Raw genomic sequence first — 25,419 nt, forward strand, 5'->3', positions numbered from 1 at the left:
CCCCGATGAACCTCAATGAACCCTGCGACCTGGCGTCGCTGATCGAAGCTTTTCTGTTGGCCAGCGGCAAGCCGCAGTCGCTTGAGCGCCTCTACGAGCTGTTCGAGGAGGCCGAGCGGCCGGCGCCGGCCGTGTTCAAGAAGGCGCTGGCAGCCTTGGAGAAATCCTGCGCCGGCCGCGCCTTCGAGCTCAAGGAAGTGGCCAGCGGCTATCGTCTGCAGATCCGCGAAACCTACGCGCCGTGGGTCGGCCGGCTGTGGGAAGAGCGCCCGCAGCGTTACTCCCGCGCGCTGCTGGAGACCCTGGCGCTGATCGCCTACCGTCAACCCATCACCCGCGGGGAGATCGAGGATGTGCGCGGCGTGGCGGTCAACAGCAATATCGTCAAGACGCTGATGGAGCGCGAGTGGATCCGCATCGTCGGCTATCGCGAAGTGCCAGGCCGTCCAGCGATGTTCGCCACTACCAAGGCGTTCCTCGATCACTTCAATCTGCGTAGCCTGGACGAGCTGCCGCCGCTGGCCGAACTGCGGGAAATGGAGCCGCAGGTGCTGGCTGACGACCCGGACGAGGCCCCGGTGCCTGCGCATCTGCAGGCGCTGGCCGACGCCAGCCTCGCCGATGAGGTCCAGGAGGGTGAGCCGAAGGAGCAGACCAGCTTCCGCAGCTTGTTGGTGGAGCTCGACGCGATGGAGGAGGGGCTCAAGACCGATTTCGATGATTTGCGCCAGGCCGATGATGCGGTCGAGGCGCCGGAGGACAAGATCTGAGGGCCTGGCACGGGCTGCGCCCATGATCACGTCGACGTGTTGCCTACCGTTGGGAAAAAAACACCTGCGCCCCGATGCATCGCTTGCGTCAACCACGTACAATGCGCGCCCCCTTGGCGCATCCGTCGCCGAATCGCTTTCATACACCGTACACCGGGAGGTGCCCAGATGAGCGACAAAGACCTGCAAGAAACCCAACCCACCCCGCCGTCCGGCGAAAAGCTGCAAAAGGTGCTGGCGCGCATTGGCGTGGGTTCGCGCCGTGACGTCGAAGCCTGGATCAGCCAGGGCCGCATCAAGGTCAACGGCGTCGCTGCCACGCTTGGCCAGCGCGTGGACCTGCACGATGCCATCGCCGTCGATGGCAAGCTGATCAAGCGCGAGGAAGCCGCCGAGGCGACCCGCCGCGTCATCATGTACAACAAGCCCGACGGCGAGATCTGCACCCGTGACGACCCCGAAGGTCGCCCCACCGTGTTCGATCGCCTGCCGCGTCCCAAGGAAGGCCGTTGGATCAACATCGGTCGCCTGGACATCAACACCACCGGCCTGCTGCTGTTCACCACCGATGGCGAGTTGGCCAACCGCCTCATGCACCCCTCCTACGAGATGGACCGCGAATACGCGGTGCGCGTGCGGGGCGAGGTCGACGACGAGATGATCGACCGCCTCAAGGCCGGTGTGATGCTCGAAGACGGCCCGGCCAAGTTCACCGACATCCAGAAGGCGCCCGGTGGCGAAGGTTTCAACCACTGGTATCACTGCGTGGTGATGGAAGGTCGCAACCGTGAAGTGCGCCGGTTGTGGGAATCCCAGGGCATGGTGGTCAGCCGCCTCAAGCGTGTGCGCTTCGGCCCGGTATTCCTCAACTCCGACCTGCCGATGGGCCGCTGGCGTGAAATGAGCCAGGGTGAGATCGATATCCTGGCAGCCGAAGTCGGGCTGCAGCCGGTGGCGCTGCCGACCCTCAACCTCAAGGCCAAGGACAAGCTCGAGCGTCTGCAGCGCAAGTCCACCCGTCCGCTGGGCCGTGGCGAGCGCGTGCGCAACCTGCGTCCTGCCCAGGCGGCGGGCGAGCGCCAGCCGCGCGAGGCGGCTGAGCGTCCGGCACGTCCAGTACGCGAAGAGGCCCCGCGCAAGGGTAATCGCGGCAGTGCCGTCGCCGAGCGTCCAAGCGAGATGCGCAAGCGTGCGACCAAGCCCGGCGCTGACAAGCCGGCCGGCCGTGGACGCGGTAAGCCACGCGGCTGATCGGTTTGCGCAGTGCATGAGCCAGCCCTTGGGCTGGCTTTTTTGCACCTGCGCAAAGAGCTGGAAGGCTATTACAAGTCCTTGAGCAAAAAGTCTTTTTCCAGCCTGTGGCAGATCTGGTTTCCACCTTGTAAAGAAAAGTGTACGAACGCTTCGAACAGGCCTTGAAGCAAACGCCGCAACGGCGCCACCTGTAAAGCCAGCGTTCCGTATCGGGGTGCGTTAGCACTTTTCTGTCTGCACCACGGGCCTTGTCGTACGCGTGCGTTCTCACCGATAGTCCAGCCATTGCCCCGTGCACTGCGCAGCCACGATGCTGCGCCCGACAACAATAAATGGAGGCGCCATGTACGCCGATCATCCCGCCCCAGTCGGCCTCTCCCTCAGGACCGCTGCGTTTTGCCCCGAGCAAACCACGCAACGCGTTGATGCCTGCGCGCTCGCAGGGGTATACAATGCGCCGCGTTTTACCTGTGACCCCCTCGCGTACCACGCATTCTCGCCGACACCCGGCTGATCTGCCCCAGGCCCAGCGCCCGGCGCGGCGCCAGGGTCCGAGAACCCAAGGTAACCACCTTGCTTCATTCCGCTGTGCCACGAGCGCTGCGGGTCCGATTCCGTCACAGATAAAAACAAGCAGGTGACTTCGTTCATGAGTGGACAACATTCGCAGCCGTCAGGCGAACTCAAGCGCGGCCTGAAGAACCGCCACATCCAGTTGATCGCCCTGGGCGGTGCCATCGGCACCGGGTTGTTCCTGGGCTCGGCCGGGGTGATGAAATCCGCCGGCCCGTCGATGATTCTCGGTTATGCCATCTGCGGCTTCATCGCCTTCATGATCATGCGCCAACTCGGCGAGATGATCGTCGAGGAGCCGGTGGCAGGCTCATTCAGCCATTTCGCCCACAAATACTGGGGCGGTTTCGCCGGCTTTCTGTCGGGCTGGAACTGCTGGGTGCTGTATATCCTGGTGGGTATGTCGGAACTGTCGGCGGTCGGCAAGTATGTCCACTACTGGTGGCCGGAGATCCCCACCTGGGTCACGGCGGCGGGTTTCTTCGTGCTGATCAACGCCATCAACCTGATGAACGTCAAGGTGTTCGGCGAGGCTGAGTTCTGGTTCGCGATCATCAAGGTGGTGGCCATCGTCGGCATGATTGCTTTGGGCGCCTACCTGCTCACCAGCGGCAGCGGCGGTCCGGAGGCCTCGGTGAGCAACCTGTGGAGCCACGGCGGTTTCTTCCCCAATGGCGTCAGCGGATTGGTGATGGCATTGGCGATCATCATGTTCTCCTTCGGCGGCCTGGAAATGCTCGGTTTCACCGCTGCCGAAGCCGACAAGCCGAAGACGGTGATTCCCAAGGCGATCAACCAGGTCATCTACCGCATCCTGATCTTCTACATCGGCGCGCTGGTGATCCTGCTGTCGCTGACGCCGTGGAACAGCCTGGTGGCGAGCATCGACGCGTCCGGCGGCAGTTATGGCAGCAGTCCGTTCGTGCAGGTGTTCTCCCTGCTGGGCAGCGACGTGGCGGCGCACCTGCTCAACTTCGTGGTGCTCACTGCCGCATTGTCGGTCTACAACAGTGGCACCTACTGCAATGCGCGCATGCTCTACGGCATGGCCGAGCAGGGCGACGCGCCGGCGGCCCTGGCGAAAATCGACCGTCGTGGCGTGCCGGTTCGGGCGATCCTGGCATCGGCGGCCTTTACCCTGATTGCCGTGCTGCTCAACTATTTCATGCCGCAACAGGCCCTGGAGCTGCTGATGTCGTTGGTCGTGGCGGCGCTGGTGATCAACTGGGCGATGATCAGCTACTCGCACCTCAAGTTCCGTCAGCACCTGGACCGCACGGGCCAGAAACCGCTGTTCAAGGCGCTGTGGTATCCGTATGGCAACTACCTGTGTCTGGCTTTCGTGGTGCTGATCCTGGGCATCATGCTGCAGATTCCGGGGATCCAGATTTCGGTCTACGCGATTCCGGTGTGGTTGCTGGTGATGTACATGTTCCATGTGATCAAGACCAAGCGCATGGCGCAGGCGGGCGAGGCGACGCGCAGCGTGGCCGAGTGAAGCGCGGTTGATGCCATCAAGCCCGGTGCCAGGTAACGGGGACCGGGTTTTTTGTTGTCTGGGCGAAAGCTAGATCTGCTCCAGCAACCATCCGCGAAAGGCCCGCAACGACGGCAGCCCTTCATTGCGGGGTGGATAGATCAGGTAGTAGCTGCGCTGGCTGGCGAACGCCCCTGCGGGGCTGAACAGCTCGCCTTTGGCCAATTCCTCGGCCACCAGGATCCTGGGCACCAGGCCGATGCCGATGCCCGCACGGACCGCCTGGATCAAATGCGAGGTCAGCTCGAAGCTTGGCCCCAGGCGCATCGAGCGGTGCGCCAGTCCATGATGGGAGAACCATTCGCCCCAGGCGTGCGGATTGTTGGCGACGTTGAGCAGCAGCTCTTCGCTGATCCGCCGCGGCGTCCAGCCATCGGCCGCAAGTGCCGCTTGCGGCGGCAGGATCACCACCAACTCTTCGGCATGCAGCCGATGACAGATCAAGCCAGGTAGGTCGTGGCTGGCCACGCCGATGGCGGCATCGATTTCGCTGGTGTCGAAGTCGATGGCTTCGATACGTGAATGAATGTGTACCAGCATGCCTGGGTGCGCCTGATAGAACGCGTGCAAGCGCGGCAAAAGCCATTTCGAGCCGAAAGTCGGCAAGGTCGCCAGGCGCAAGGTGCCGACCCCGGATTGATAGGCCAGGGCCTGCAGGGTGGCGCTGCGAATTCGACCCAGGGCTTCGCTCAGTTCGCGCTGGTACAAGCGGCCCACATCGGTCAATTGCACCTGGCGCCCCTCGCGGCGGAACAGTGTCAGCCCCAGTTGCTGCTCCAGCGCCTGGACCTGGCGGCTGACCGCACTCTGGGTGAGCGACAGCTCGACGGCAGCGCGGGTGTAGCTTTCATGGCGCGCAGCCGCCTCGAAGGCCAGCAGCAACGACATCGAGGGCGTCAAGTGGCGGTAATTCATTCATGAAACTCATCGATAGCGGCAGGATTATCCGTTTGCCCTGAAGCGGAAACTACAGGAGCATGGGCGCATCCGTCATCTGGCCTGTCGGCATTCATGCATGCTGCGCAGGTGTCAGTAACGTCCACACCGTGATCAGACCTATCAAGAGGCCATCCTTCGATGATCGCCCAGTTGCCTGTCCGTGCGCCTGCCGCCGGTTACCCCGAATTCCTCGACGCTCTGCGTGCCAGCGGTTTCCGCGGCCAGATCAGCGCCGACTACGGCACCCGCACGGTGCTGGCCACCGACAACTCGATCTACCAGCGCTTGCCCCAGGCGGCGGTGTTCCCGCTGGACGCCGACGATGTGGTGCGGGTCGCCACGCTGATGGACGAGCCGCGCTTCACCCAGATCAAGCTGACCCCGCGCGGCGGCGGCACCGGCACCAACGGCCAGTCGCTGACCGATGGCATCGTCGTCGACCTGTCGCGGCACATGAATGCCATTCTCGAGATCGACGTCGAACAGCGCTGGGTGCGGGTGCAGGCCGGTGTGGTCAAGGACCAGCTCAATGCGGCGCTCAAGCCTCACGGGTTGTTCTTCGCCCCTGAGCTGTCCACCTCAAACCGCGCCACCCTTGGCGGCATGATCAACACCGATGCCAGCGGCCAGGGCAGTTGCACCTACGGCAAGACGCGCGATCACGTACTCGAATTGCACAGCGTGCTGCTCGGTGGTCAGCGCCTGCACAGCCTGCCGCTGGACGACGCAGCCCTGGAACAGACCTGCGCTGCACCCGGGCGGGTGGGCGAGGTGTATCGCACGGCGCGCGACATCCAGCAGACCCAGGCCGAATTGATCGAGGCGACCTTTCCCAAGCTCAACCGCTGCCTGACCGGCTACGACCTGGCGCACCTGCGCGACACGCAAGGTCGCTTCAACCTCAACAGCGTACTGTGCGGCGCCGAGGGCTCATTGGGCTATGTGGTCGAGGCCAAGCTCAATGTGCTGCCGATTCCCAAGTATGCGGTGCTGGTCAACGTGCGCTATGCCAGCTTCATGGACGCGCTGCGCGATGCTAATGCGCTGATGGCGCTCAAGCCGCTGTCGATCGAGACGGTCGACTCCAAGGTGCTGATGCTGGCGATGCAGGATATCGTCTGGCACAGCGTGGCCGAATACTTCCCCGCCGATACGCAGCGTCCAACCCTGGGCATCAACCTGGTCGAGTTCTGCGGCGATGAGCCGGAGGCGGTCAATGCGCGGGTGGCGGCGTTCGTCGAGCACTTGCGCAGCGATACCAGCGTCGAGCGCCTGGGTCATACCTTGGCCGAGGGCGCCGAAGCGGTGACGCGGGTGTACGCCATGCGCAAGCGGTCGGTGGGGCTGCTGGGCAACGTCGAGGGCGAGGTGCGGCCGCAGCCCTTCGTGGAGGACACCGCCGTGCCGCCGGAGCGCCTGGCCGACTACATCGCCGAGTTCCGCGCGCTGCTCGACGGCCACGGCCTGGCCTACGGCATGTTCGGTCATGTCGATGCCGGCGTGCTGCATGTACGGCCGGCGCTGGATATGAAGGACCCGGCCCAGGCCGCGCTGGTCAAGCCGATCTCCGATGCGGTGGCGGCGCTGACCAAACGCTACGGTGGCCTGCTCTGGGGCGAGCATGGCAAAGGCCTGCGTTCGGAGTACGTACCCGAATATTTCGGCGAACTGTACCCGGCCCTGCAGCGCCTCAAAGGTGCCTTCGACCCGCGCAATCAACTCAACCCTGGCAAGATCTGCACCCCGTTGCACAGCGCCGAGGGCCTGACGGCGGTCGATGGCGTGACCCTGCGCGGCGACCTCGACCGTCACATCGACGAGCGCGTCTGGCAGAGTTTTGCCAGCGCGGTGCACTGCAATGGCAACGGCGCCTGCTACAACTACGACCCCAACGACGCCATGTGCCCGTCGTGGAAAGCCACCCGCGAGCGCCGCCACTCGCCCAAGGGCCGCGCCTCGCTGATCCGCGAGTGGCTGCGCCTGCAGGGCGAGGCCGATATCGACGTACTGGCCTCGGCGCAGCGCAAGGCACCGTGGTTCAAGGGCCTGCCCAAGCGCTTGGCCAACCGGCGCGCGCAGCGCCAGGGGCAGGCCGACTTCTCCCACGAAGTCTACGACGCCATGGCCGGTTGCCTGGCGTGCAAGTCCTGCGCCGGCCAGTGCCCGATCAAGGTCAACGTGCCGGACTTCCGTTCGCGTTTCCTCGAGCTCTACCACGGGCGCTACCAGCGTCCGTTGCGTGATTACCTGATCGGCTCGCTGGAATTCACCATTCCTTACCTGGCCCGCGCGCCGGGCCTGTACAACGCCGTGATGGGATCGAAGTGGGTGAGCCGTCTGCTGGCCGATCAGGTGGGCATGGTCGACAGCCCGCTGATCAGCCGCTTCAACCTGCAGGCCACGCTGACCCGCTGCCGGGTGAAGATGGCCAGCGTGCCCAGTCTGCGCGAACTGACGCCGATGCAGCGCGAGCGTAGCCTGGTGCTGGTGCAGGATGCCTTCACCCGCTATTTCGAAACGCCGCTGCTGGCCGTGCTCATCGAGCTGGCGACCCGCCTTGGCTATCAGGTGTTTCTCGCCCCCTACAGTGCCAATGGCAAGCCGCTGCACGTACAAGGTTTCCTCGGTGCGTTCGCCAAGGCGGCGATTCGCAATGGTCGTCAACTCAAGGCCCTGGCCGACTGCGGGATACCCTTGGTCGGGCTGGATCCGGCGATGACCTTGGTCTATCGCCAGGAATACCAGAAAGTCGATGGGCTCGAAGGCTGCCCCAAGGTGCTGCTGCCTCAGGAGTGGTTGGTCGATGAGCTGCCACGCCAGGCTGCAGGGCAGGGCGGCAGCTACCGTCTGCTGGCCCACTGCACGGAGAAGACCAACGCGCCGGCCAGCACGCGTCAGTGGGAACAGGTGTTCGAGCGGTTGGGGCTCAAGCTGGTGACCGAAGCCACCGGTTGCTGCGGCATGTCCGGCACCTACGGCCATGAAGCGCGCAACCAGCAGACGTCGAAGGCCATCTTCGAGCAGTCCTGGGCGGGCAAGCTGGACAAGGCAGGCGAGGCCTTGGCGACGGGTTATTCATGCCGTAGCCAGGTCAAGCGCATGACCGACAAGCCGTTGCGACATCCGTTGGAGGTCGTGCTGCAACATCTGCTGCGCTGATCCTGACGGTCACCCCGCGCCTTCACAGGCGCGGCTGCCCGCGATCGTATCGGCGCGTCTGCCGGTACAGATACACACTCAACACCAGCCCGCACACCGCAGCCCCAGCGGCGAACAGGAAGATCGAGCGGAATCCGAACCCTGCGGCCACCGCGCCCACCAGTGGCCCGGTGATCCCTAGCGACAGGTCGATGAACAACGAGTACGCCCCCACCGCTGCGCCGCGGTTGGCGGCTGACACCTGATTGACCGCCTCCACGCCCAGTGCCGGGAAGACCAGGGAGAAACCGAATCCGCTCAAAGCCGCGCCGAGCAGCGCAAGCTCCGCGCTCGGTGCCAGCCACAGCATCAACAGCCCGAGGGTTTCCACCGACAGGCAGGCGATGGCCACGCGAAAGCCGCCCAGGCGGTTGATCAGGTTGCCGAACACCAGACGCGCGCAGATGAAACTGGCGCCGAACACGCTCAGTGTCAGTGCGGCGCTCGGCCAGCCGCGACTGGCGTAGTACAGAGTGATGAAGGTCGCGATGGTGCCGAAGCCGATCGAGCCCAGGGCCAGTCCCGCGCCGTGGGGAAACACCTTGCCCAGCACTTGCAGAAATGGCAGGCGCTTGCCGGCCACGATCGGCGCCGCCGGCTTCGACCACGCCAGGGCCAGACCGATCAGGCCCAGCGCAATGATGCTGGCGCCCATGCTCCACAGCCCCAGGCGGTTGACCATCAGCACCCCGAGCGGAGCGCCGATGGCCAGGGCGCCGTAACTGGCGATGCCGTTCCAGGAAATGACTTTGGCCGTGTGTTCGGCGCCCACGCGGCCAATGCCCCAGCCTATCGAACCCGAGCCCACCAGGCTTTCCGCGCTGCCCAGGACCAGGCGTCCCACCAGCAGGCAGGCCAGGCTCACCCACGGCAGGTGGCCGAGGAAGCTGCACGCCAGCATGAACGCGCCGCTCAGGCCGCAGCCGGCCAAGCCCCACATCACCGCCTTCTTGCTGCCCAGATTGTCGATGATGCGACTGGCAGTGGGGCGGCTGAGCAGGGTGGCCAGGTACTGCACGCTGATCACCAGGCCGGCGAGTACGGCGCTCAAGCCCAGGTCGTTATGCACGTAGCCGGGTAGCACGGCCAGCGGGATGCCGATGTTCAGGTAGCCGATGAAGGTGAACAGGACGATGGAGACGATTTGCAGCGTGATCGCCAAGCGGCGCGGTGATTCGGGCATAGGGGATTCGCGGGAGAGGGTCTGGACAGTGTGAAAGCGCGCTGACGGGGCGAGCCCGCAGGTCAGCCGTTTTCACACGGTCGGGGGGGGGCGCGATTAGTCCTGATCGGCGCTGGAGGGGTCGTCACCTTCGTGCCCAGCAGGTGCCGGCTCGGCGGCATGGGCGGTAACGGTCTGCTCTTCGGGGTTCAGGCTTGGGAAGGGAAGATTCGGGATTTCGTGCATCTCGTCGTTCCTCGCAAGTGTGAGTGAAAAGGCTGCGCCAGGCGCATTCTGAAGCGTTTGCAACGCCGAGGCAGGATACAGGAGTCTGGATGACAGTTTGAAAAAAATCCCGCGCGCACTTCGGATTTGTGGGCGGATAGCGGACGGTCAACGCGCTGGGCGAGCGCGAGAAACCTTGAGCAGTGGGAGGTGGCAGCGACCATGGGCGCTGCTCGCGCCAGGTGCAGAGGCGCAGGCATCGCGGGTGAATCGCAGCGGCAAACCGCTGCGAATGTGCAGCGCTTACTTACGCCCTTCAGCCGTTTGCGCCACCTGATCGGTACGCGCGCACATGATGAAGTCGTTGCGGTGCAGGCCCTTGATGGAGTGGCTCCACCAGGTGACGGTGACCTTGCCCCATTCGGTCAGCAGGCCTGGGTGATGCCCTTCGGCTTCGGCGATTTCACCGACCGCGTTGGTGAAGGCCAGCGCATGCTTGAAGTTCTTGAACAGGAACACCCGCTCCAGTTCCATGTGACCGTCGCGCACTTCCACGCTCCAGTCGGGTATTTCGCGGATGAGCTCGGCCAGCTCTTCGTCGCTGACCTTTGGTGCATCGGCACGGCACGCTTCACAGTGGGCTTGGTTCAAGGCATTCATCGAGGGGTTCCACTATCAGTTTGTTGTCGACAAGGTGGCTCAGGCCGCCTTGGGTGGGAATTTCGGCGCATGCAAGCCCAACTGCGTGGCTCGCTGGACCATGCCCATGATGTCTTCGTGGGCAAGGTCGAACAGGCGCTTCATGTTCGGCAGCACGAAATACACCGGCTGCAGAATGTCGATGCGATACGGCGTGCGCATGGCTTCGATGGCGTCGAAGGCCTGGTGCTCGGGCTCGTTGGAAAGGCTATACAGGGTTTCCTTGGGCGAGGAGAGAATACCGCCACCGTAGATCTTGAGGCCGTGAGCAGTCTCCATCAGGCCGAACTCGATGGTCATCCAGTACAGTCGCGCCAGGTACACGCGCTGCTCCTTGGTCGCGGCCAGGCCGAGCTTGCCGTAGGTATGGGTGAACTCGGCGAACCAGGGATTGGTGAGCAAGGGGCAGTGACCGAAGATCTCGTGGAAGATGTCCGGTTCCTGCAGGTAGTCGAGTTCTTCGGCGCTGCGAATGAAGGTGGCGACAGGGAAGCGCTTGCTGGCCAGCAATTCGAAGAACGTCTGGAAGGGGATCAGCGCCGGGACCCGGGCGACTTGCCAGCCGGTGGTAGCGCCCAGCACCTTATTGATTTCACCCAGTTGCGGGATGCGGTCGTGGGGCAAGGCGAGCTGCTCGATGCCGTCCAGGTACTCCTGGCAGGCGCGGCCCTCGATCACCTTCAACTGACGTGTGATCAAGGTGTTCCACACTGCATGCTCATGCTGCGGGTAGTCGATAAAAACTTGCGCGTCGGGCTCACGGGCCACGTACTGCGTTTGTTTCATGTCGCTCTCCTGCTGAGGGCTTTGTTGTTATGACCGCAATGGCATTAGAAATAGCCCCTGGTTTGGGCGATTGCATCCGGTGATCAGGTCAGGCGAGCGGTGTCTGCAAAGGATTTCTGTAAGGTAAGTTTTACAAAGAGCCTGTGGTTGACCGAATATTCGCCTCCCTGAGGCTTTAAGGCTGATTGATTTGTCAGCTTATCTTTACGAATTTCTGCGCCGCACATGAAAAAGACGGCGTGACGGAGCTTCCATGCGCATCAAAGTCCATTGTCAAAACCGCATCGGCATCCTGCGCGACATTCTCAATCTTCTGGTGGAGTACGGCATCAACGTGCTGCGCGGGGAGGTCGGCGGCGATCAGGGCAATGCGATCTATCTGCACTGCCCCAACCTCATCAATCTGCAATTTCAGGCCCTGCGTCCCAAGTTCGAGGCCATCGCCGGCGTGTTTGGTGTCAAGCGCGTCGGCTTGATGCCCAGCGAGCGCCGACATATGGAACTCAACGCCCTGCTCGGTGCGTTGGAATTTCCCGTGCTGTCGGTGGACATGGGCGGCAGCATCGTCGCGGCCAACCGCGCGGCGGCGCAGTTGTTGGGCGTGCGCGTCGACGAAGTGCCTGGGCTACCGCTGGCGCGCTACGTTGAGGATTTCGACCTGCCGGAACTGGTGCGGGCCAATCAATCGCGCATCAACGGCCTGCGGGTCAAGGTCAAAGGCGATGTATTCCTGGCCGACATCGCCCCGCTGCAGTCCGAGCACGACGACAGCGAAGCGCTCGCCGGCGCCGTGCTCACGCTGCACCGCGCCGACCGCATCGGCGAACGCATCTACAACGTACGCAAACAGGAGTTGCGCGGTTTCGACAGCATCTTCCAGAGCTCTCGGGTCATGGCCGCAGTGGTGCGTGAGGCGCGGCGCATGGCGCCGTTGGATGCGCCGTTGCTGATCGAGGGCGAGACCGGCACTGGCAAGGAGCTGCTGGCTCGCGCCTGTCACCTGGCCAGTCCGCGCGGCCAGGCGCCGCTGATGGCGCTCAACTGCGCCGGGTTACCGGAATCGATGGCCGAGACCGAGCTGTTCGGTTACGGCCCAGGCGCCTTCGAAGGCGCCCGCGCCGAAGGCAAGCTCGGCCTGCTGGAACTGACGGCAGGCGGTACTCTGTTTCTCGATGGCGTGGCCGAGATGAGCCCGCGGCTGCAGGTCAAGTTGCTGCGCTTCCTGCAGGACGGTTGTTTTCGTCGTGTCGGCAGCGACGAGGAGGTGCATCTGGACGTGCGGGTGATCTGCGCGACCCAGGTGGATCTGTCGGAGTTGTGCGCACGCGGCGAATTTCGTCAGGATCTGTATCACCGCCTCAATGTGCTGTCATTGCATATTCCGCCACTGCGTGAATGCATGGACGGTCTCGAAGGATTGGTTCGTCATTTCCTCGACCAGGCCAGTCGACAGATTGGCTGCGCCTTACCGACATTGGCGCCGGCGGCATTCAACAAGTTGAGTCTTTATCAATGGCCGGGCAATGTGCGGCAATTGGAGAACGTGTTGTTCCAAGCCGTCTCGTTATGCGAGGGCGGGGTGGTGAAAGTTGAACATATTCGCCTGCCGGATTACGGCGCGCGTCAACCGCTGGGTAACTTTTCGTTGGAGGGGGAACTGTCGGATATTATTGGTCGCTTTGAAAAAGCGGTGCTTGAAAGTTTGAAGGCAGACTTTCCAAGTAGTCGAGCGCTAGGGAAACGATTGGGCGTCTCGCACACGACGATTGCCAACAAGTTACGCGATTATTCCCTGGGCAAGATGACCGATCGATAGTGGGCCCGTGGTGTGTCCGTCGAGGCGGCGAAAGGGGCCCGCAGGGCCCCCGTGTCGCGACTCAACCGTTGGAGCAGCCATTGCCCATCACGCGGTACTCCAGGACGTGTCGGTGGCCTTGGGAGTCCTCGTAGGTCATGCGCGCCGGCACCACTGCGCAGACATCGGCGACCGGGCTCATGGACAGCACCTTGGCGATATCCAGGTGTTGGGAGTAATTGTAGTGTTCGACCGGAATCTGCTCGGCGGGCGGCGTCAGGTCATCGGCCATCGCCGCGCTGCAGACACTGCCCAGTAGCAATACCAGTAAAGCTTTCATGTTCGAGTTACCTGTCTAAGGTCGTGAAGGGACGCGCGGCACGCAGGGCGCCGCGAAAACGTACAACGTTGAAAGTTGAGTTCGGGAGAGGATCAACAAAGCCGCGTGGGGGGCTGGACTGGAAGTTGATCGGTTTGCCGTTGTTGGCGAGGCCCATGTTAGGCCTGCGTGGCAAGTTGAAAAAGACGCTGTTTTGATACAGTTTTTGCTGGATTCGGTAACAATCTTTTCCTGCGCCACCACTTTTTTTCTGGACATCAGCGATTACGCCGGTTGCAGCGCTATCGTGGAAGCGCTGACGCGCCAGTCGGGTTTTGGTACTACCAACGTCGAATGGTCACGCGCGCTCTGGTACAGTTAAAACCTTCGTATACAAAAACAACTATTACACCGAGGTAAAACAGATGAGTGCGGCTCCCCTGTATCCCGTTCGTCCCGAGGTCGCGGCAAACACCCTGACCGACGAGGCCACCTACAAGGCCATGTACCAGCAATCGGTGATCAACCCGGACGGCTTCTGGCGCGAGCAGGCCCAGCGCCTGGACTGGATCAAGCCTTTCACCAAGGTCAAGCAGACCTCTTTCGATGACCACCACGTGGACATCAAATGGTTCGCCGACGGCACTCTGAACGTCTCCTACAACTGCCTGGATCGCCACCTCGAAGAGCGGGGCGATCAGTTGGCCATCATCTGGGAAGGTGACGACCCTTCCGAACACCGCAACATCACCTACCGCGAGCTGCACGAACAGGTGTGCAAATTCGCCAACGCGCTGCGCGGGCAGGACGTGCACCGTGGCGATGTGGTGACCATCTATATGCCGATGATTCCCGAAGCGGTGGTGGCGATGCTCGCCTGTGCACGCATCGGCGCCATTCATTCGGTGGTGTTCGGCGGCTTCTCGCCCGAAGCGCTGGCCGGACGCATCATCGACTGCAAGTCGAAGGTGGTGATCACCGCCGACGAGGGCCTGCGCGGCGGCCGACGCACGCCGCTCAAGGCCAACGTCGACCTGGCCCTGACCAATCCTGAAACCAGCAGCGTGCAGAAGATCATCGTGTGCAAGCGCACCGGTGGCGACATTGCCTGGCACCAGCACCGCGACATCTGGTACGAGGACCTGATGAAGGTGGCCTCCAACCACTGCGCGCCCAAGGAAATGGGCGCCGAGGAAGCGCTGTTCATCCTCTATACCTCGGGTTCGACCGGCAAGCCCAAAGGCGTGCTGCACACCACCGGCGGTTACTTGGTGTACGCCGCGCTCACCCATGAGCGGGTCTTCGACTACCGTCCGGGCGAGGTCTACTGGTGCACCGCCGACGTGGGTTGGGTCACCGGGCACAGCTATATCGTCTATGGTCCGCTGGCCAACGGCGCCACCACGCTGCTGTTCGAAGGCGTGCCGAACTACCCCGACATCACCCGTGTGTCGAAGATCGTCGACAAGCACAAGGTCAACATCCTCTACACCGCCCCGACCGCCATCCGCGCGATGATGGCCGAAGGCGAGGCGGCAGTGGCCGGCGCCGACGGTTCGAGCCTGCGCCTGCTTGGCTCGGTCGGCGAGCCGATCAACCCGGAAGCCTGGAACTGGTACTACAAGACGGTCGGCAAGGAGCGTTGCCCGATCGTCGACACCTGGTGGCAGACCGAAACCGGCGGCATCCTCATCAGTCCGTTGCCAGGTGCCATCGGCCTCAAGCCAGGCTCGGCGACCCGGCCGTTCTTCGGCGTGGTGCCGGCACTGGTGGATAACCTGGGCAACCTGATCGAAGGTGCAGCCGAGGGCAATCTGGTGATCCTCGACTCTTGGCCGGGGCAGTCTCGCTCGCTGTATGGCGACCACGACCGCTTCGTCGACACCTACTTCAAGACCTTCCGTGGCATGTACTTCACCGGTGACGGCGCGCGTCGCGACGAAGATGGCTACTTCTGGATCACCGGGCGGGTCGACGACGTGCTCAACGTCTCCGGCCACCGCATGGGCACCGCCGAGATCGAGAGCGCCATGGTGGCGCACGCCAAGGTCGCCGAAGCGGCGGTGGTGGGCGTACCGCACGACATCAAGGGGCAGGGCATCTATGTCTATGTCACCCTCAACGCCGGCGAGGAGCCCAGCGAGCAGTTGCGCCAGGAGTTGAAGAACTGGGTGCGCAAGGAGATCGGCCCGATTGCCTCGCCGGATGTCATCCAGTGGGCACCAGGCCTGCCCAAGACCCGCTCGGGCAAGATCATGCGCCGTATCCTGCGCAAGATCGCCACGGCCGAGTACGATGCGCTGGGTGATATTTCCACCCTGGCCGATCCGGGTGTGGTGCAACACCTGATCGACACCCACAAGGCCATGAGTCGGGCGTCGGCGTAGTTGCATGACAGGGGCTGCGATGCAGCCCCTTTGCATTCGCGCGGCAGCTTCCCATTTGCGGGATTGCTGCTCGATTTTGCCGAGTGTTACCCGATATTCATCGGTAACCCGTCGCGCTGATCCATTGCACCGAATCGGGGCCAGGGGAAACAGTCCTGCAGCTCACTGGTGCATTTCCTATCCCATCGTCACCCTCATGCACCCCGCACTTGCCGGAATTCAAGGCTTTGCCAATAATAGGCGCGCTTATTGCTTCGTCTAAAGGTTGTATTCCTTTTGCGCTTGCATGTTTCGCAAGAGCTGTCAATATCGCCGCCCGCAGGTTTATGCGCTTCTATACGTAGTTGTCGCTTTGAAGAAATATCGACCACCGGGCTGCCGTTAGAATGCCACTCACTCGCTCGTGGTCTGCGACCCTGGTCGAACCCTGCGCGGCTCGCGTTGTACTCATTCGCCTCTCGGGCAGTCGTTTCCCTGCCTGCTAGTGCCCCGTACCGATGGAGTTACCTGATGAAGAAGCTCGCACTGCTTGGCGCCCTGGCGCTGTCCGTGTTTTCCCTGGTCTCGCAGGCCGACGAAAAGCCGTTGAAGATCGGTATCGAAGCGGCCTATCCACCCTTTGCCTTCAAGCAGCCCGATGGCAGCATTGCCGGCTTCGACTACGACATCGGTAACGCCCTGTGCGAAGAGATGAAAGTCAAGTGCGCGTGGGTCGAGCAGGAGTTCGACGGCCTGATCCCGTCACTGAAAATCAAAAAGATCGACGCGATCCTGTCCTCCATGTCGATCACCGACGATCGCAAGAAGTCGGTTGACTTCACCAACCGCTATTACCTGACCCCGGCGCGTCTCGTGATGAAGGACGGCACCACCGTCAGCGACAGCCTCGACGAGCTCAAGGGCAAGAAAATCGGCGTGCAGCGTGGTTCGATCCATGACCGCTTCGCCAAGGAAGTGCTGGCACCCAAGGGCGTCACCGTCATGCCCTATGGCACGCAGAACGAAGTCTACCTGGACGTGGCGGCCGGCCGCCTGGACGGAACCGTGGCCGATGCCACCCTGCTCGAAGACGGCTTCCTCAAGACCGACGCTGGCAAAGGCTTCGCCTTCGTCGGGCCTGCCTTCACCGACGTGAAGTACTTTGGCGACGGTGTGGGTATCGCCGTGCGCAAGGGTGATGACGCCAACCGCGAGCGCATCAACAAGGCCATCGACGCCATCCGTGCCAACGGCACGTACAAGAAGATCGAGGCCAAGTACTTCGACTTCGACATCTACGGTCCAGACGCGAAATAAGCGTCCGGCAATCACCTGGGCAATGGTGCAAACAGCAGGAGCGCTGAGGTTTGCACCATTTTTCGTTCCCAAGTCCTGAGGAATTCGAAACATGTTGAAAGGCTACGGGGCAGTCATCCTCGAGGGGCCTGGCTGACGTTGCAGCTCGCCCTGTCGTCGATGGCCCTGGCCATCGTTCTCGGCCTGATCGGCGTAGCCTTGCGGTTGTCGCCGGTGCGCTGGCTGGCCTGGCTGGGTGACCTCTATTCCACGGTCATCCGTGGCATCCCGGACCTGGTGCTGATCCTGCTGATCTTCTACGGCGGTCAGGACATCATCAACCGAGTCGCGCCGCTGGTCGGCTACGACGACTACATCGACGTGAACCCGCTGGTCGCTGGCATCTTCACCCTGGGCTTCATCTTCGGCGCCTATCTGTCGGAAACCTTCCGTGGCGCGTTTCTCGGGATTCCCCGTGGGCAGGCCGAAGCCGGGGCGGCTTACGGCATGAGCTCGCGGCAGGTCTTCTTCCGCATCATGGTGCCGCAGATGATCCGCCTGGCGATTCCGGGCTTTACCAACAACTGGTTGGTGTTGACCAAGGCCACTGCGCTGGTGTCGGTGGTGGGCCTGCAAGACATGATGTTCAAGGCCAAGCAGGCAGCCGACGCTACCCGCGAACCTTTTACCTTCTTCCTGGCGGTAGCCGCGTTGTACCTGGTGTTGACCAGCGTCTCGCTGCTGGCGCTCAAGTACCTGGAAAAACGCTACTCGGTCGGCGTGAGGGCCGCTGAACTATGATCTTCGACTACAACGTCGTCTGGGAAGCCATGCCGCTGTACCTCGGTGGCCTGCTCACCACGCTCAAGTTGCTGGCGCTGTCGCTGTTCTTCGGCTTGCTGGCGGCGATCCCGCTGGGTTTGATGCGCGTCTCGCGCCAACCGCTGGTGAACATGATCGCCTGGCTCTACACCTACGTGATTCGTGGCACGCCGATGCTGGTCCAGTTGTTCCTGATCTACTACGGCCTGGCCCAGTTCGAGACCGTGCGCGAGAGCTTCCTGTGGCCGTGGCTGTCCAGTGCGACCTTCTGCGCCTGTCTGGCCTTCGCCATCAACACCAGTGCCTACACCGCCGAAATCATCGCCGGCAGCCTCAAGGCCACGCCCCATGGCGAGATCGAAGCGGCCAAGGCCATGGGCATGTCGCGCCTGAAGATGTACCGCCGCATCCTGCTGCCTTCGGCGCTGCGCCGCGCGCTGCCGCAGTACAGCAACGAGGTGATCATGATGCTGCAGACCACCAGTCTGGCGTCGATCGTGACCCTGATCGACATCACCGGCGCCGCGCGCACGGTCAGTGCCCAGTACTACCTGCCTTTCGAGGCCTTCATCACCGCGGGCGTGTTCTACCTGTGCCTGACCTTCATCCTCGTGCGCCTGTTCAAGATGGCCGAACGCCGCTGGCTCAGCTACCTGGCGCCGCGCAAGCACTGACCGCTCTGTGAGAATCGACAGCATGTACAAACTCCAAGTCCAAGACCTGCACAAGCGCTACGGCAGCCACGAGGTCCTCAAGGGCGTGTCCCTTGAAGCCAAGGCGGGCGATGTCATCAGCATCATCGGCTCCAGCGGTTCCGGCAAATCCACCTTCCTGCGCTGCATCAACCTGCTCGAGCAGCCCCACGCGGGCAGGATCGTGCTCAACAACGAAGCGCTCAAGCTGGTCGCCGACAAGGACGGGGCGCTGCGCGCCGCCGACACCAAGCAACTGCAACGCCTGCGCTCGCGCCTGTCGATGGTGTTCCAGCACTTCAACCTGTGGTCGCACATGACTGCGCTTGAGAACGTCATCGAAGCGCCAGTGCACGTGCTGGGCGTCAATCGCAAGGAAGCGCTGGAGAAGGCCGAGCACTACCTGGCCAAAGTTGGTGTGGCGCACCGCAAGGACGCCTTCCCCGGACACATGTCCGGCGGCGAGCAGCAGCGTGTGGCGATTGCCCGTGCGCTGGCCATGGAACCTGAGGTCATGCTGTTCGACGAACCGACCTCGGCGCTTGATCCGGAGCTGGTGGGCGATGTGCTCAAGGTCATGCAGGCGCTGGCCCAGGAAGGTCGGACGATGGTGGTGGTCACCCACGAGATGGGCTTTGCCCGCGAGGTGTCCAACCAGTTGGTCTTCCTGCACAAGGGGCTGGTCGAGGAGCGCGGCAATCCACGCGAAGTGCTGGTCAATCCGCAGTCCGAGCGTCTGCGCCAGTTTCTCTCCGGCAGCCTCAAGTAAAGGCTGCACTCGCGCACCAGAATAGGGCATGCTGCGCTACGGGCGCGGCAGCGCCTGCCGCCTCATTCGACCCCAGGTTTCGGACCGTCATCTATGACCACCCAGCGAATCGGCTTTCTCATCTGGCCCGGCACTCGGCCGCTGACCCTGGCTCTGGCCGAGGAAGTGCTGCAGCTTGCCCAGCGGGTGCACCCGGAGGTGATCTACGACCTGAGCTACCTGCAGGCCGAGCCCGCCGAAGAGGGCGCCTGGCGTCTGCCGGGCGAGCCTTGGAATGGTCGTCTCGAAGGCCTGCACAAACTGCTGCTGTTGGCGGATGAGCCCACCTTGGTCCTGGGTGCGCCGCTGACGACGGCGCTCAAGCAGGTGGCGCGCAGCGGCTGCATGGTCGGCGGCCTTTCTGCTGGCGTGTACCCGCTGGCCTTGCTGGGTTTGCTCGATGGCTACCGGGCCGCGGTGCACTGGCGCTGGCAGGACGACTTCGCCGAGCGCTTTCCCAAGGTCATTGCCACCAGCCATCTGTTCGACTGGGACCGTGACCGCCTGACCGCTTGCGGCGGCATGGCGGTCACCGACCTGCTGCTGGCGGTGTTGGCCCGTGACCATGGCGCTGAACTGGCGGGAGCAGTGTCCGAGGAACTGGTGGTCGAGCGCATTCGCGAGGGCGGCGAGCGCCAGCGCATTCCGTTGCAGAACCGCCTGGGCTCCAGCCATCCCAAGCTGACCCAGGCGGTGCTGTTGATGGAGGCCAATATCGAAGAGCCGTTGACCACCGACGAAATCGCCCAGCATGTCTGTGTGTCGCGTCGGCAACTGGAGCGGATTTTCAAGCAGTACCTCAATCGCGTGCCCAGCCAGTACTACCTGGAACTGCGTCTGAACAAAGCCCGGCAGATGCTGATGCAGACCAGCAAGTCGATCATCCAGATCGGCCTGTCCTGCGGGTTTTCCTCCGGGCCGCATTTCTCCAGTGCCTACCGCAACTTCTTCGGCGCCACACCCCGTGAAGATCGCAACCAGCGGCGCAGCAGCAGCCCGTTCGAGCTGAGTTCGACACCTGCGGAGAAAGGCTGAGGCGTGCAGCGTTCACCCAATACCACGCTGCCGGTACACTGCGCGAATGCGACCGTGTTTGTCGCATTGCCGAAAGCCTTGGCAAAACCGGGTTTGACCCTGTAACAAGTTGTCGCCTGGCAGCAAGGACAGGCGTCGATCAGTCCTTACAATCCCCCCATCGCTGGTGACTCCACAGGCCAGCGTTCCTCTTCAGGAGACTCAGATGTCCGTTGAGCAAGCCCCGGTGCAACGTGCCGATTTCGACCAGGTCATGGTGCCCAACTATTCCCCGGCGGCCTTCATTCCCGTCCGAGGCGAGGGTTCCCGTGTGTGGGATCAATCGGGCCGCGAACTGATCGACTTTGCCGGCGGCATCGCGGTGAACGCCCTGGGCCATTGCCACCCGGCGCTGGTCAAGGCCCTGACCGAGCAGGCCAACACGCTGTGGCACGTGTCCAACGTATTCACCAACGAACCGGCCCTGCGCCTGGCGCACAAGCTGGTGTCCGCGACCTTCGCCGACCGTGCGTTCTTCTGCAACTCCGGCGCCGAATCCAACGAGGCCGCTTTCAAGCTGGCCCGTCGCGTGGCCCATGACCGCTTCGGCCCGGACAAGCACGAAATCATCGCCACCGTGAACAGCTTCCACGGGCGCACCCTGTTCACTGTCAGTGTCGGCGGCCAGCCCAAGTATTCCGATGGCTTCGGCCCGAAGATCACCGGCATCAGCCATGTGCCCTACAACGACCTCGAGGCGTTGAGGGCGCAGATCTCGGACAAGACCTGCGCGGTGGTCATCGAGCCGATCCAGGGCGAAAGCGGCGTGGTGCCCGCCGACCAGGCTTACCTTGAGGGCGCGCGTGCATTGTGCGACGAGCACAACGCTCTGCTGATCTTCGACGAGGTGCAGACCGGCGTCGGCCGTACCGGCTCGCTCTACGCCTACCAGCACTACGGCGTCACCCCGGACATCCTCACCAGCGCCAAGAGCCTGGGCGGCGGCTTCCCGATCGGCGCCATGCTGACCACGGCCGAGCTGGCCAGCCACCTGGCCGTCGGCACCCACGGCACCACCTACGGCGGCAACCCGCTGGGGTGCGCCGTCGCGTGCGCGGTGATGGACGTGGTCAACACTCCCGAGACGCTGGCAGGCGTCAAGGCCAAGCACGCGCGGTTCAAGACGCGTCTGGAAGCGATTGGTCAGGCTGCCGGTCTGTTCAGCCAGGTGCGTGGTGTCGGCCTGCTGATCGGCTGCGTCCTCACCGAGGCCTGGAAAGGCAAGGCCAAGGACGTGCTCAACGCCGCCGAGAAAGAAGGGCTGATGGTGCTGCAGGCCGGTCCCGACGTAGTGCGTTTCGCCCCGAGCCTGGTGGTCGAGGAGGCTGATATCGACGAGGGCCTGGCCCGCTTCGAGCGCGCCGTACGCACGCTGACCCAGGGCTGATCGGCCTGCGGTTCATCGCCGATGCAGGCTGCGCCGCGTCGGCGATCATCGAATTCCAGTGCGGGGGCTGCGCGTGCAAGCACGTACCCGCCAATTTTCCGTGCCGACCCGTTCGGCCCGTATTCCTGAGGAGTGACACCATGCTGGTGATGCGCCCCGCGCAAATGGCGGACCTGAACGAAGTGCAGCGCATGGCTGCCGACAGCCCCATTGGTGTCACTTCGCTGCCCGATGATGCCGGGCGCCTGGGTGACAAGATCGCCGCTTCGGAAACCTCCTTTGCCGCCGAAGTCAGTTTCAATGGCGAGGAAAGCTACTTCTTCGTGCTCCAGGACAGCGTCACCGGCAAGCTGGCCGGCTGCTCGGCCATCGTCGCCTCGGCGGGCTATTCCGAGCCGTTCTACAGCTTTCGCAACGAGACCTTCGTGCACGCGTCGCGCGAGCTGAAGATCCACAACAAGATCCACGTCCTGTCGCTGTGCCATGACCTCACCGGTAACAGCCTGCTGACCAGCTTCTATGTGCTGCCTGAACTGGTCGACAGCGGCTGGGCCGAACTGAATTCGCGAGGACGCCTGCTGTTCATGGCGTCGCATCCGGAGCGCTTTGCCGAGTCGGTGGTGACCGAGATCGTCGGCTACAGCGACGAGCAGGGCGAGTCGCCGTTCTGGGACTCGATCGGGCGCAACTTCTTCGACCTCAACTACGCCGACGCCGAGCGCCTGTGCGGCCTGAAGAGCCGTACTTTCCTCGCTGAGCTGATGCCGCACTACCCGATCTACGTGCCATTGCTGCCCGACCGCGCCCAGGAAGCCATGGGCCAGGTCCACCCGCGGGCGCAGATCACCTTCGACATCCTGATGCGCGAGGGCTTCGAAACCGAGCACTACATCGACATCTTCGATGGCGGGCCGACCCTGCATGCGCGCACCTCGGCCATTCGTTCGATCGCCCAGAGCCGCGTGGTGCCGGTCAGGCTCGACGATACGCCGATCAAAGGTGGACGCCCGTACCTGGTGTGCAATGGTCAGTTGCAGGACTATCGCGCCGTGTTGCTGGAGCTGGACTGGGTGCCGGGCAAGCCGCTGGTGCTGAGCAATGAAGCGGCCGACGCCCTGGGCGTTGGCGAAGGTGGCAGTGTCCGTGTGGTTGCCGCCTGAGCCGAGCGCTCGCCGGCAGGCGCGATTCGCGGCAGGCACAGGCCGCCGCACAAGGAGATAGCATGATCGTTCGTCCCGTACGCAGCAGCGATTTACCCGCGCTGATCGAACTGGCTCGCAGCACCGGCAACACCGGACTGACCACGTTTCCGGCCAACGAAGAGCGCCTGGCCAGGCGGGTTGGCTGGGCCGAGAAGAGCTTCAGTGGCGAAGCCGCGCGCGGCGACACCGACTACCTGTTCGTGCTCGAGAACGACGAGGGCCTGGTGGTCGGCATCAGTGCCATCGCCGGCGCCGTCGGTCTGCGTGAGCCCTGGTACAACTACCGGGTCGGCTTGACCGTGAGCGCCTCCCGCGAGCTGGACATCTATCGCGAAATTCCCACCCTGTTCCTGGCCAACGACCTGACCGGCAACGCCGAACTGTGTTCGTTGTTCCTGCGCAGCGACTACCGCAACGGGCGCAACGGCCACCTGCTGTCCAAATCGCGGATGTTGTTCATCGCCGAGTACCCGCAACTGTTCGGCAAGAAGATCATGGCCGAGATGCGCGGCATGGCGGATGCGCATGGCCGTTCGCCGTTCTGGGAAAGTCTGGGGCGGCATTTCTTCAAGATGGAGTTCAGTCAGGCTGATTACCTCACCGGGGTGGGCAACCGGGCCTTCATCGCCGAGCTGATGCCCAAGTTCCCGCTGTACACCTGCTTCTTGTCCGAGGCAGCGCGCAGCGTCATCGGCCGCGTGCACCCGGACACCGAACCTGCGCTGGCGATGCTCGAGCGCGAAGGGTTCGCCTATCAGGGTTATGTAGACATCTTCGACGCGGGTCCGGCGATCGAATGCGAGACCCAGCGTATCCGCGCCGTGCGCGACAGCGAAACCTTGGTGCTGGCCGTCGGCACGCCGGGCGAGGACGCTACGCCCTACATCATCCATAACCGCAAGCGCGAAGACTGCCGCATCACCGCCGCGCCGGCACGCCTGGCGGCAGGCACCCTGGTGGTCGATGCACTGACCGCCAAACGGCTGCGCCTGGGCGTTGGCGACAGTGTCCGCGCCGTGCCGCTGAGTGCGCCCCGGGAGGTTCAGGCATGACCACGCATTTCATCGCTGGCCAGTGGCAGCCCGGTCACGGCCAGGCGCTGCAGTCGCTCGATCCGGTGAGCCAGGCGCTGCTCTGGGAAGGTCAGGGCGCCACCGCCGATCAGGTCGACGCGGCCGTTGAGGCGGCGCGCTCGGCATTCCCCGGCTGGGCGCAGCGTAGCCTGGAGGCCCGCCTCGCAGTATTGGAGGCATTCGCCGAACAGCTCAAGACGCGCGCCGACGAATTGGCTCGCTGCATCGGTCAGGAAACCGGCAAGCCGCTGTGGGAGTCGGCGACCGAAGTCACCAGCATGATCAATAAAGTGGCGATCTCGGTGCAGAGTTATCGTGAGCGCACCGGCGAGAAAAGCGGCCCCCTGGCCGATGCCACCGCCGTGCTGCGGCACAAGCCCCACGGCGTGGTCGCGGTGTTCGGGCCATACAACTTTCCTGGCCATCTGCCCAATGGGCATATCGTGCCGGCGTTGCTGGCCGGTAACTGCGTGGTGTTCAAACCCAGTGAGCTGACGCCCAAGGTCGCCGAATTGACCGTGCAGTGCTGGATCGCCGCGGGTCTGCCCAGCGGCGTGCTCAATCTGGTGCAAGGCGCGCGCGACACGGGTGTTGCGCTGGCGGCCCACCCCGGCCTCGACGGGCTGTTCTTCACGGGCTCGAGCCGTACCGGCACCGTGCTGCATCAGCAATTCGCCGGGCGTCCGGACAAGATCCTGGCGCTGGAGATGGGCGGCAACAACCCGCTGCTGGTGGATGAGGTCAAGGACCTGGAGGCGGCGGTCTACACCATCATTCAGTCGGCCTTCATCTCTGCCGGCCAGCGCTGCACCTGCGCACGACGCCTGTTGGTACCGCAGGGGACGTGGGGTGATCGGCTGCTGGCGCGACTGGTCGAGGTGTGCGGCCAGTTGCGGGTCGGCGCTTTCGATGCTCAGCCGGCGCCCTTCATGGGCTCGGTGATTTCCCTGGACGCGGCGCGCGCGCTGTTGGCGGCGCAGGCTGACCTGCTGGCCAAGGGCGGCACGGCGCTGCTCTCGATGACCCAACCGCAGGATGGCGCGGCCTTGCTGACCCCTGGCATCGTCGATGTGACCGCCGTGGCCGAGCGCCCTGACGAGGAGTTTTTCGGTCCGCTGCTGCAGGTGATTCGCTACGACGATTTCGAGTCGGCGATCGATGAGGCCAACAACACGCAGTTCGGCCTGGCGGCCGGCCTGTTGTCCGATTCGCACGCCCGTTACCAGCACTTCTGGCTGCGCAGCCGCGCCGGCATCGTCAACTGGAACAAACAGCTGACCGGCGCGGCCAGCAGCGCCCCCTTCGGTGGCGTGGGCGCCAGCGGCAACCATCGCGCCAGCGCCTACTACGCCGCCGACTATTGTGCCTATCCCGTGGCATCGCTGGAGACCGCCAGCCTTGCTCTGCCGGCGACCCTGACGCCGGGTGTGACGCTATGACAA

The 25,419-nt window shown here is 63.5% G+C and carries 20 protein-coding genes and 1 pseudogene; 15 read left to right on the top strand and 6 right to left on the bottom strand.

Annotation, left to right across the window (positions count from 1 at the left end; genetic code table 11):
• The first annotated feature begins 5 nt into the window (after positions 1-5).
• The 3 genes from scpB (at position 6) to GKC70_RS07945 (ending at position 4,095) form a co-directional block, all read left to right on the top strand.
• Entirely contained in the window at positions 6-770 is a 765-nt protein-coding gene (gene scpB / locus GKC70_RS07935) for an SMC-Scp complex subunit ScpB (RefSeq protein ID WP_342651000.1), read from the top strand.
• Positions 771-938: 168 nt separating this feature from the next.
• Positions 939-2,021 carry a 23S rRNA pseudouridine(2605) synthase RluB gene (rluB, locus tag GKC70_RS07940; RefSeq protein ID WP_342651001.1) on the top strand — a complete coding sequence of 361 codons (1,083 nt, stop codon included), beginning with the start codon at positions 939-941 and terminating at the stop codon, positions 2,019-2,021.
• A gap of 652 nt (positions 2,022-2,673) precedes the next feature.
• Positions 2,674-4,095 carry an amino acid permease gene (locus tag GKC70_RS07945; RefSeq protein ID WP_342651002.1) on the top strand — a complete coding sequence of 474 codons (1,422 nt, stop codon included), beginning with the start codon at positions 2,674-2,676 and terminating at the stop codon, positions 4,093-4,095.
• Between the two features lie 69 nt (positions 4,096-4,164).
• Here GKC70_RS07945 and GKC70_RS07950 read toward each other — a convergent pair whose 3' ends face one another.
• Entirely contained in the window at positions 4,165-5,049 is an 885-nt protein-coding gene (locus tag GKC70_RS07950) for a LysR substrate-binding domain-containing protein (RefSeq protein WP_039579092.1), read from the bottom strand.
• A gap of 162 nt (positions 5,050-5,211) precedes the next feature.
• On the opposite strand from GKC70_RS07950, the gene GKC70_RS07955 reads away from it, so the two are divergent.
• Positions 5,212-8,232: an FAD-binding and (Fe-S)-binding domain-containing protein gene (locus tag GKC70_RS07955; RefSeq protein ID WP_342651003.1), complete on the top strand. Its 3,021-nt coding sequence runs from the start codon at positions 5,212-5,214 to the stop codon at positions 8,230-8,232.
• A 22-nt stretch (positions 8,233-8,254) separates the two neighbouring features.
• Here the strand turns inward: GKC70_RS07955 and GKC70_RS07960 are convergent, their stop codons facing one another.
• The 4 genes from GKC70_RS07960 to phhA form a co-directional block, all read right to left on the bottom strand.
• Positions 8,255-9,454 (bottom strand): MFS transporter, encoded by a 1,200-nt coding sequence (locus tag GKC70_RS07960; protein WP_342651004.1) that lies wholly within the window; start codon positions 9,452-9,454, stop codon positions 8,255-8,257.
• 96 nt (positions 9,455-9,550) lie between these two features.
• Positions 9,551-9,679: a hypothetical protein gene (locus GKC70_RS07965; protein ID WP_275898054.1), complete on the bottom strand. Its 129-nt coding sequence runs from the start codon at positions 9,677-9,679 to the stop codon at positions 9,551-9,553.
• A 282-nt stretch (positions 9,680-9,961) separates the two neighbouring features.
• Positions 9,962-10,318: a 4a-hydroxytetrahydrobiopterin dehydratase gene (locus tag GKC70_RS07970; protein ID WP_039579085.1), complete on the bottom strand. Its 357-nt coding sequence runs from the start codon at positions 10,316-10,318 to the stop codon at positions 9,962-9,964.
• Between the two features lie 39 nt (positions 10,319-10,357).
• A complete protein-coding gene (gene phhA, locus GKC70_RS07975) occupies positions 10,358-11,143 on the bottom strand; it encodes a phenylalanine 4-monooxygenase (RefSeq protein WP_342651005.1) in 786 nt (261 codons plus the stop codon).
• Positions 11,144-11,396: 253 nt separating this feature from the next.
• On the opposite strand from phhA, the gene GKC70_RS07980 reads away from it, so the two are divergent.
• On the top strand, positions 11,397-12,959 hold the full coding sequence (locus tag GKC70_RS07980) for a sigma-54-dependent transcriptional regulator (RefSeq protein WP_342651006.1): 1,563 nt from the start codon (positions 11,397-11,399) through the stop codon (positions 12,957-12,959).
• 61 nt (positions 12,960-13,020) lie between these two features.
• Here the strand turns inward: GKC70_RS07980 and GKC70_RS07985 are convergent, their stop codons facing one another.
• Entirely contained in the window at positions 13,021-13,278 is a 258-nt protein-coding gene (locus tag GKC70_RS07985) for a DUF2790 domain-containing protein (RefSeq protein WP_029614282.1), read from the bottom strand.
• 404 nt (positions 13,279-13,682) lie between these two features.
• On the opposite strand from GKC70_RS07985, the gene acs reads away from it, so the two are divergent.
• The 10 genes and pseudogenes from acs (at position 13,683) to astD (ending at position 25,416) form a co-directional block, all read left to right on the top strand.
• Positions 13,683-15,644 carry an acetate--CoA ligase gene (acs, locus tag GKC70_RS07990; protein ID WP_039579080.1) on the top strand — a complete coding sequence of 654 codons (1,962 nt, stop codon included), beginning with the start codon at positions 13,683-13,685 and terminating at the stop codon, positions 15,642-15,644.
• 510 nt (positions 15,645-16,154) lie between these two features.
• Positions 16,155-16,940, top strand: a complete 786-nt coding sequence (locus tag GKC70_RS07995) for an ABC transporter substrate-binding protein (RefSeq protein WP_342651007.1) — start codon at positions 16,155-16,157, stop codon at positions 16,938-16,940.
• A gap of 91 nt (positions 16,941-17,031) precedes the next feature.
• Positions 17,032-17,720 (top strand): annotated as a pseudogene (locus GKC70_RS08000) (ABC transporter permease).
• Positions 17,717-18,415, top strand: a complete 699-nt coding sequence (locus GKC70_RS08005; protein ID WP_342651008.1) for an ABC transporter permease — start codon at positions 17,717-17,719, stop codon at positions 18,413-18,415. The pseudogene GKC70_RS08000 and the gene GKC70_RS08005 overlap by 4 nt, the downstream one beginning before the upstream one ends.
• A 22-nt stretch (positions 18,416-18,437) precedes the next feature.
• The gene (locus GKC70_RS08010) at positions 18,438-19,202 is read left to right on the top strand and encodes an ATP-binding cassette domain-containing protein (RefSeq protein WP_116888679.1); all 765 of its coding nucleotides are present in this window, start codon (positions 18,438-18,440) and stop codon (positions 19,200-19,202) included.
• A 93-nt stretch (positions 19,203-19,295) separates the two neighbouring features.
• Entirely contained in the window at positions 19,296-20,276 is a 981-nt protein-coding gene (gene argR / locus GKC70_RS08015) for a transcriptional regulator ArgR (protein ID WP_342651009.1), read from the top strand.
• A 205-nt stretch (positions 20,277-20,481) separates the two neighbouring features.
• Positions 20,482-21,702: an aspartate aminotransferase family protein gene (locus GKC70_RS08020; RefSeq protein WP_342651010.1), complete on the top strand. Its 1,221-nt coding sequence runs from the start codon at positions 20,482-20,484 to the stop codon at positions 21,700-21,702.
• A gap of 140 nt (positions 21,703-21,842) precedes the next feature.
• On the top strand, positions 21,843-22,862 hold the full coding sequence (aruF, locus tag GKC70_RS08025; RefSeq protein ID WP_116888677.1) for an arginine/ornithine succinyltransferase subunit alpha: 1,020 nt from the start codon (positions 21,843-21,845) through the stop codon (positions 22,860-22,862).
• A 62-nt stretch (positions 22,863-22,924) separates the two neighbouring features.
• On the top strand, positions 22,925-23,956 hold the full coding sequence (gene astA, locus GKC70_RS08030; protein WP_039579066.1) for an arginine N-succinyltransferase: 1,032 nt from the start codon (positions 22,925-22,927) through the stop codon (positions 23,954-23,956).
• A complete protein-coding gene (astD, locus tag GKC70_RS08035) occupies positions 23,953-25,416 on the top strand; it encodes a succinylglutamate-semialdehyde dehydrogenase (protein WP_342651011.1) in 1,464 nt (487 codons plus the stop codon). The genes astA and astD overlap by 4 nt, the downstream gene beginning before the upstream one ends.
• The last annotated feature ends 3 nt before the right edge of the window (positions 25,417-25,419 follow it).

It is taken from the genome of Pseudomonas sp. REB1044 (genome assembly GCF_038813925.1).
GTDB lineage: Bacteria > Pseudomonadota > Gammaproteobacteria > Pseudomonadales > Pseudomonadaceae > Aquipseudomonas > Aquipseudomonas boreofloridensis.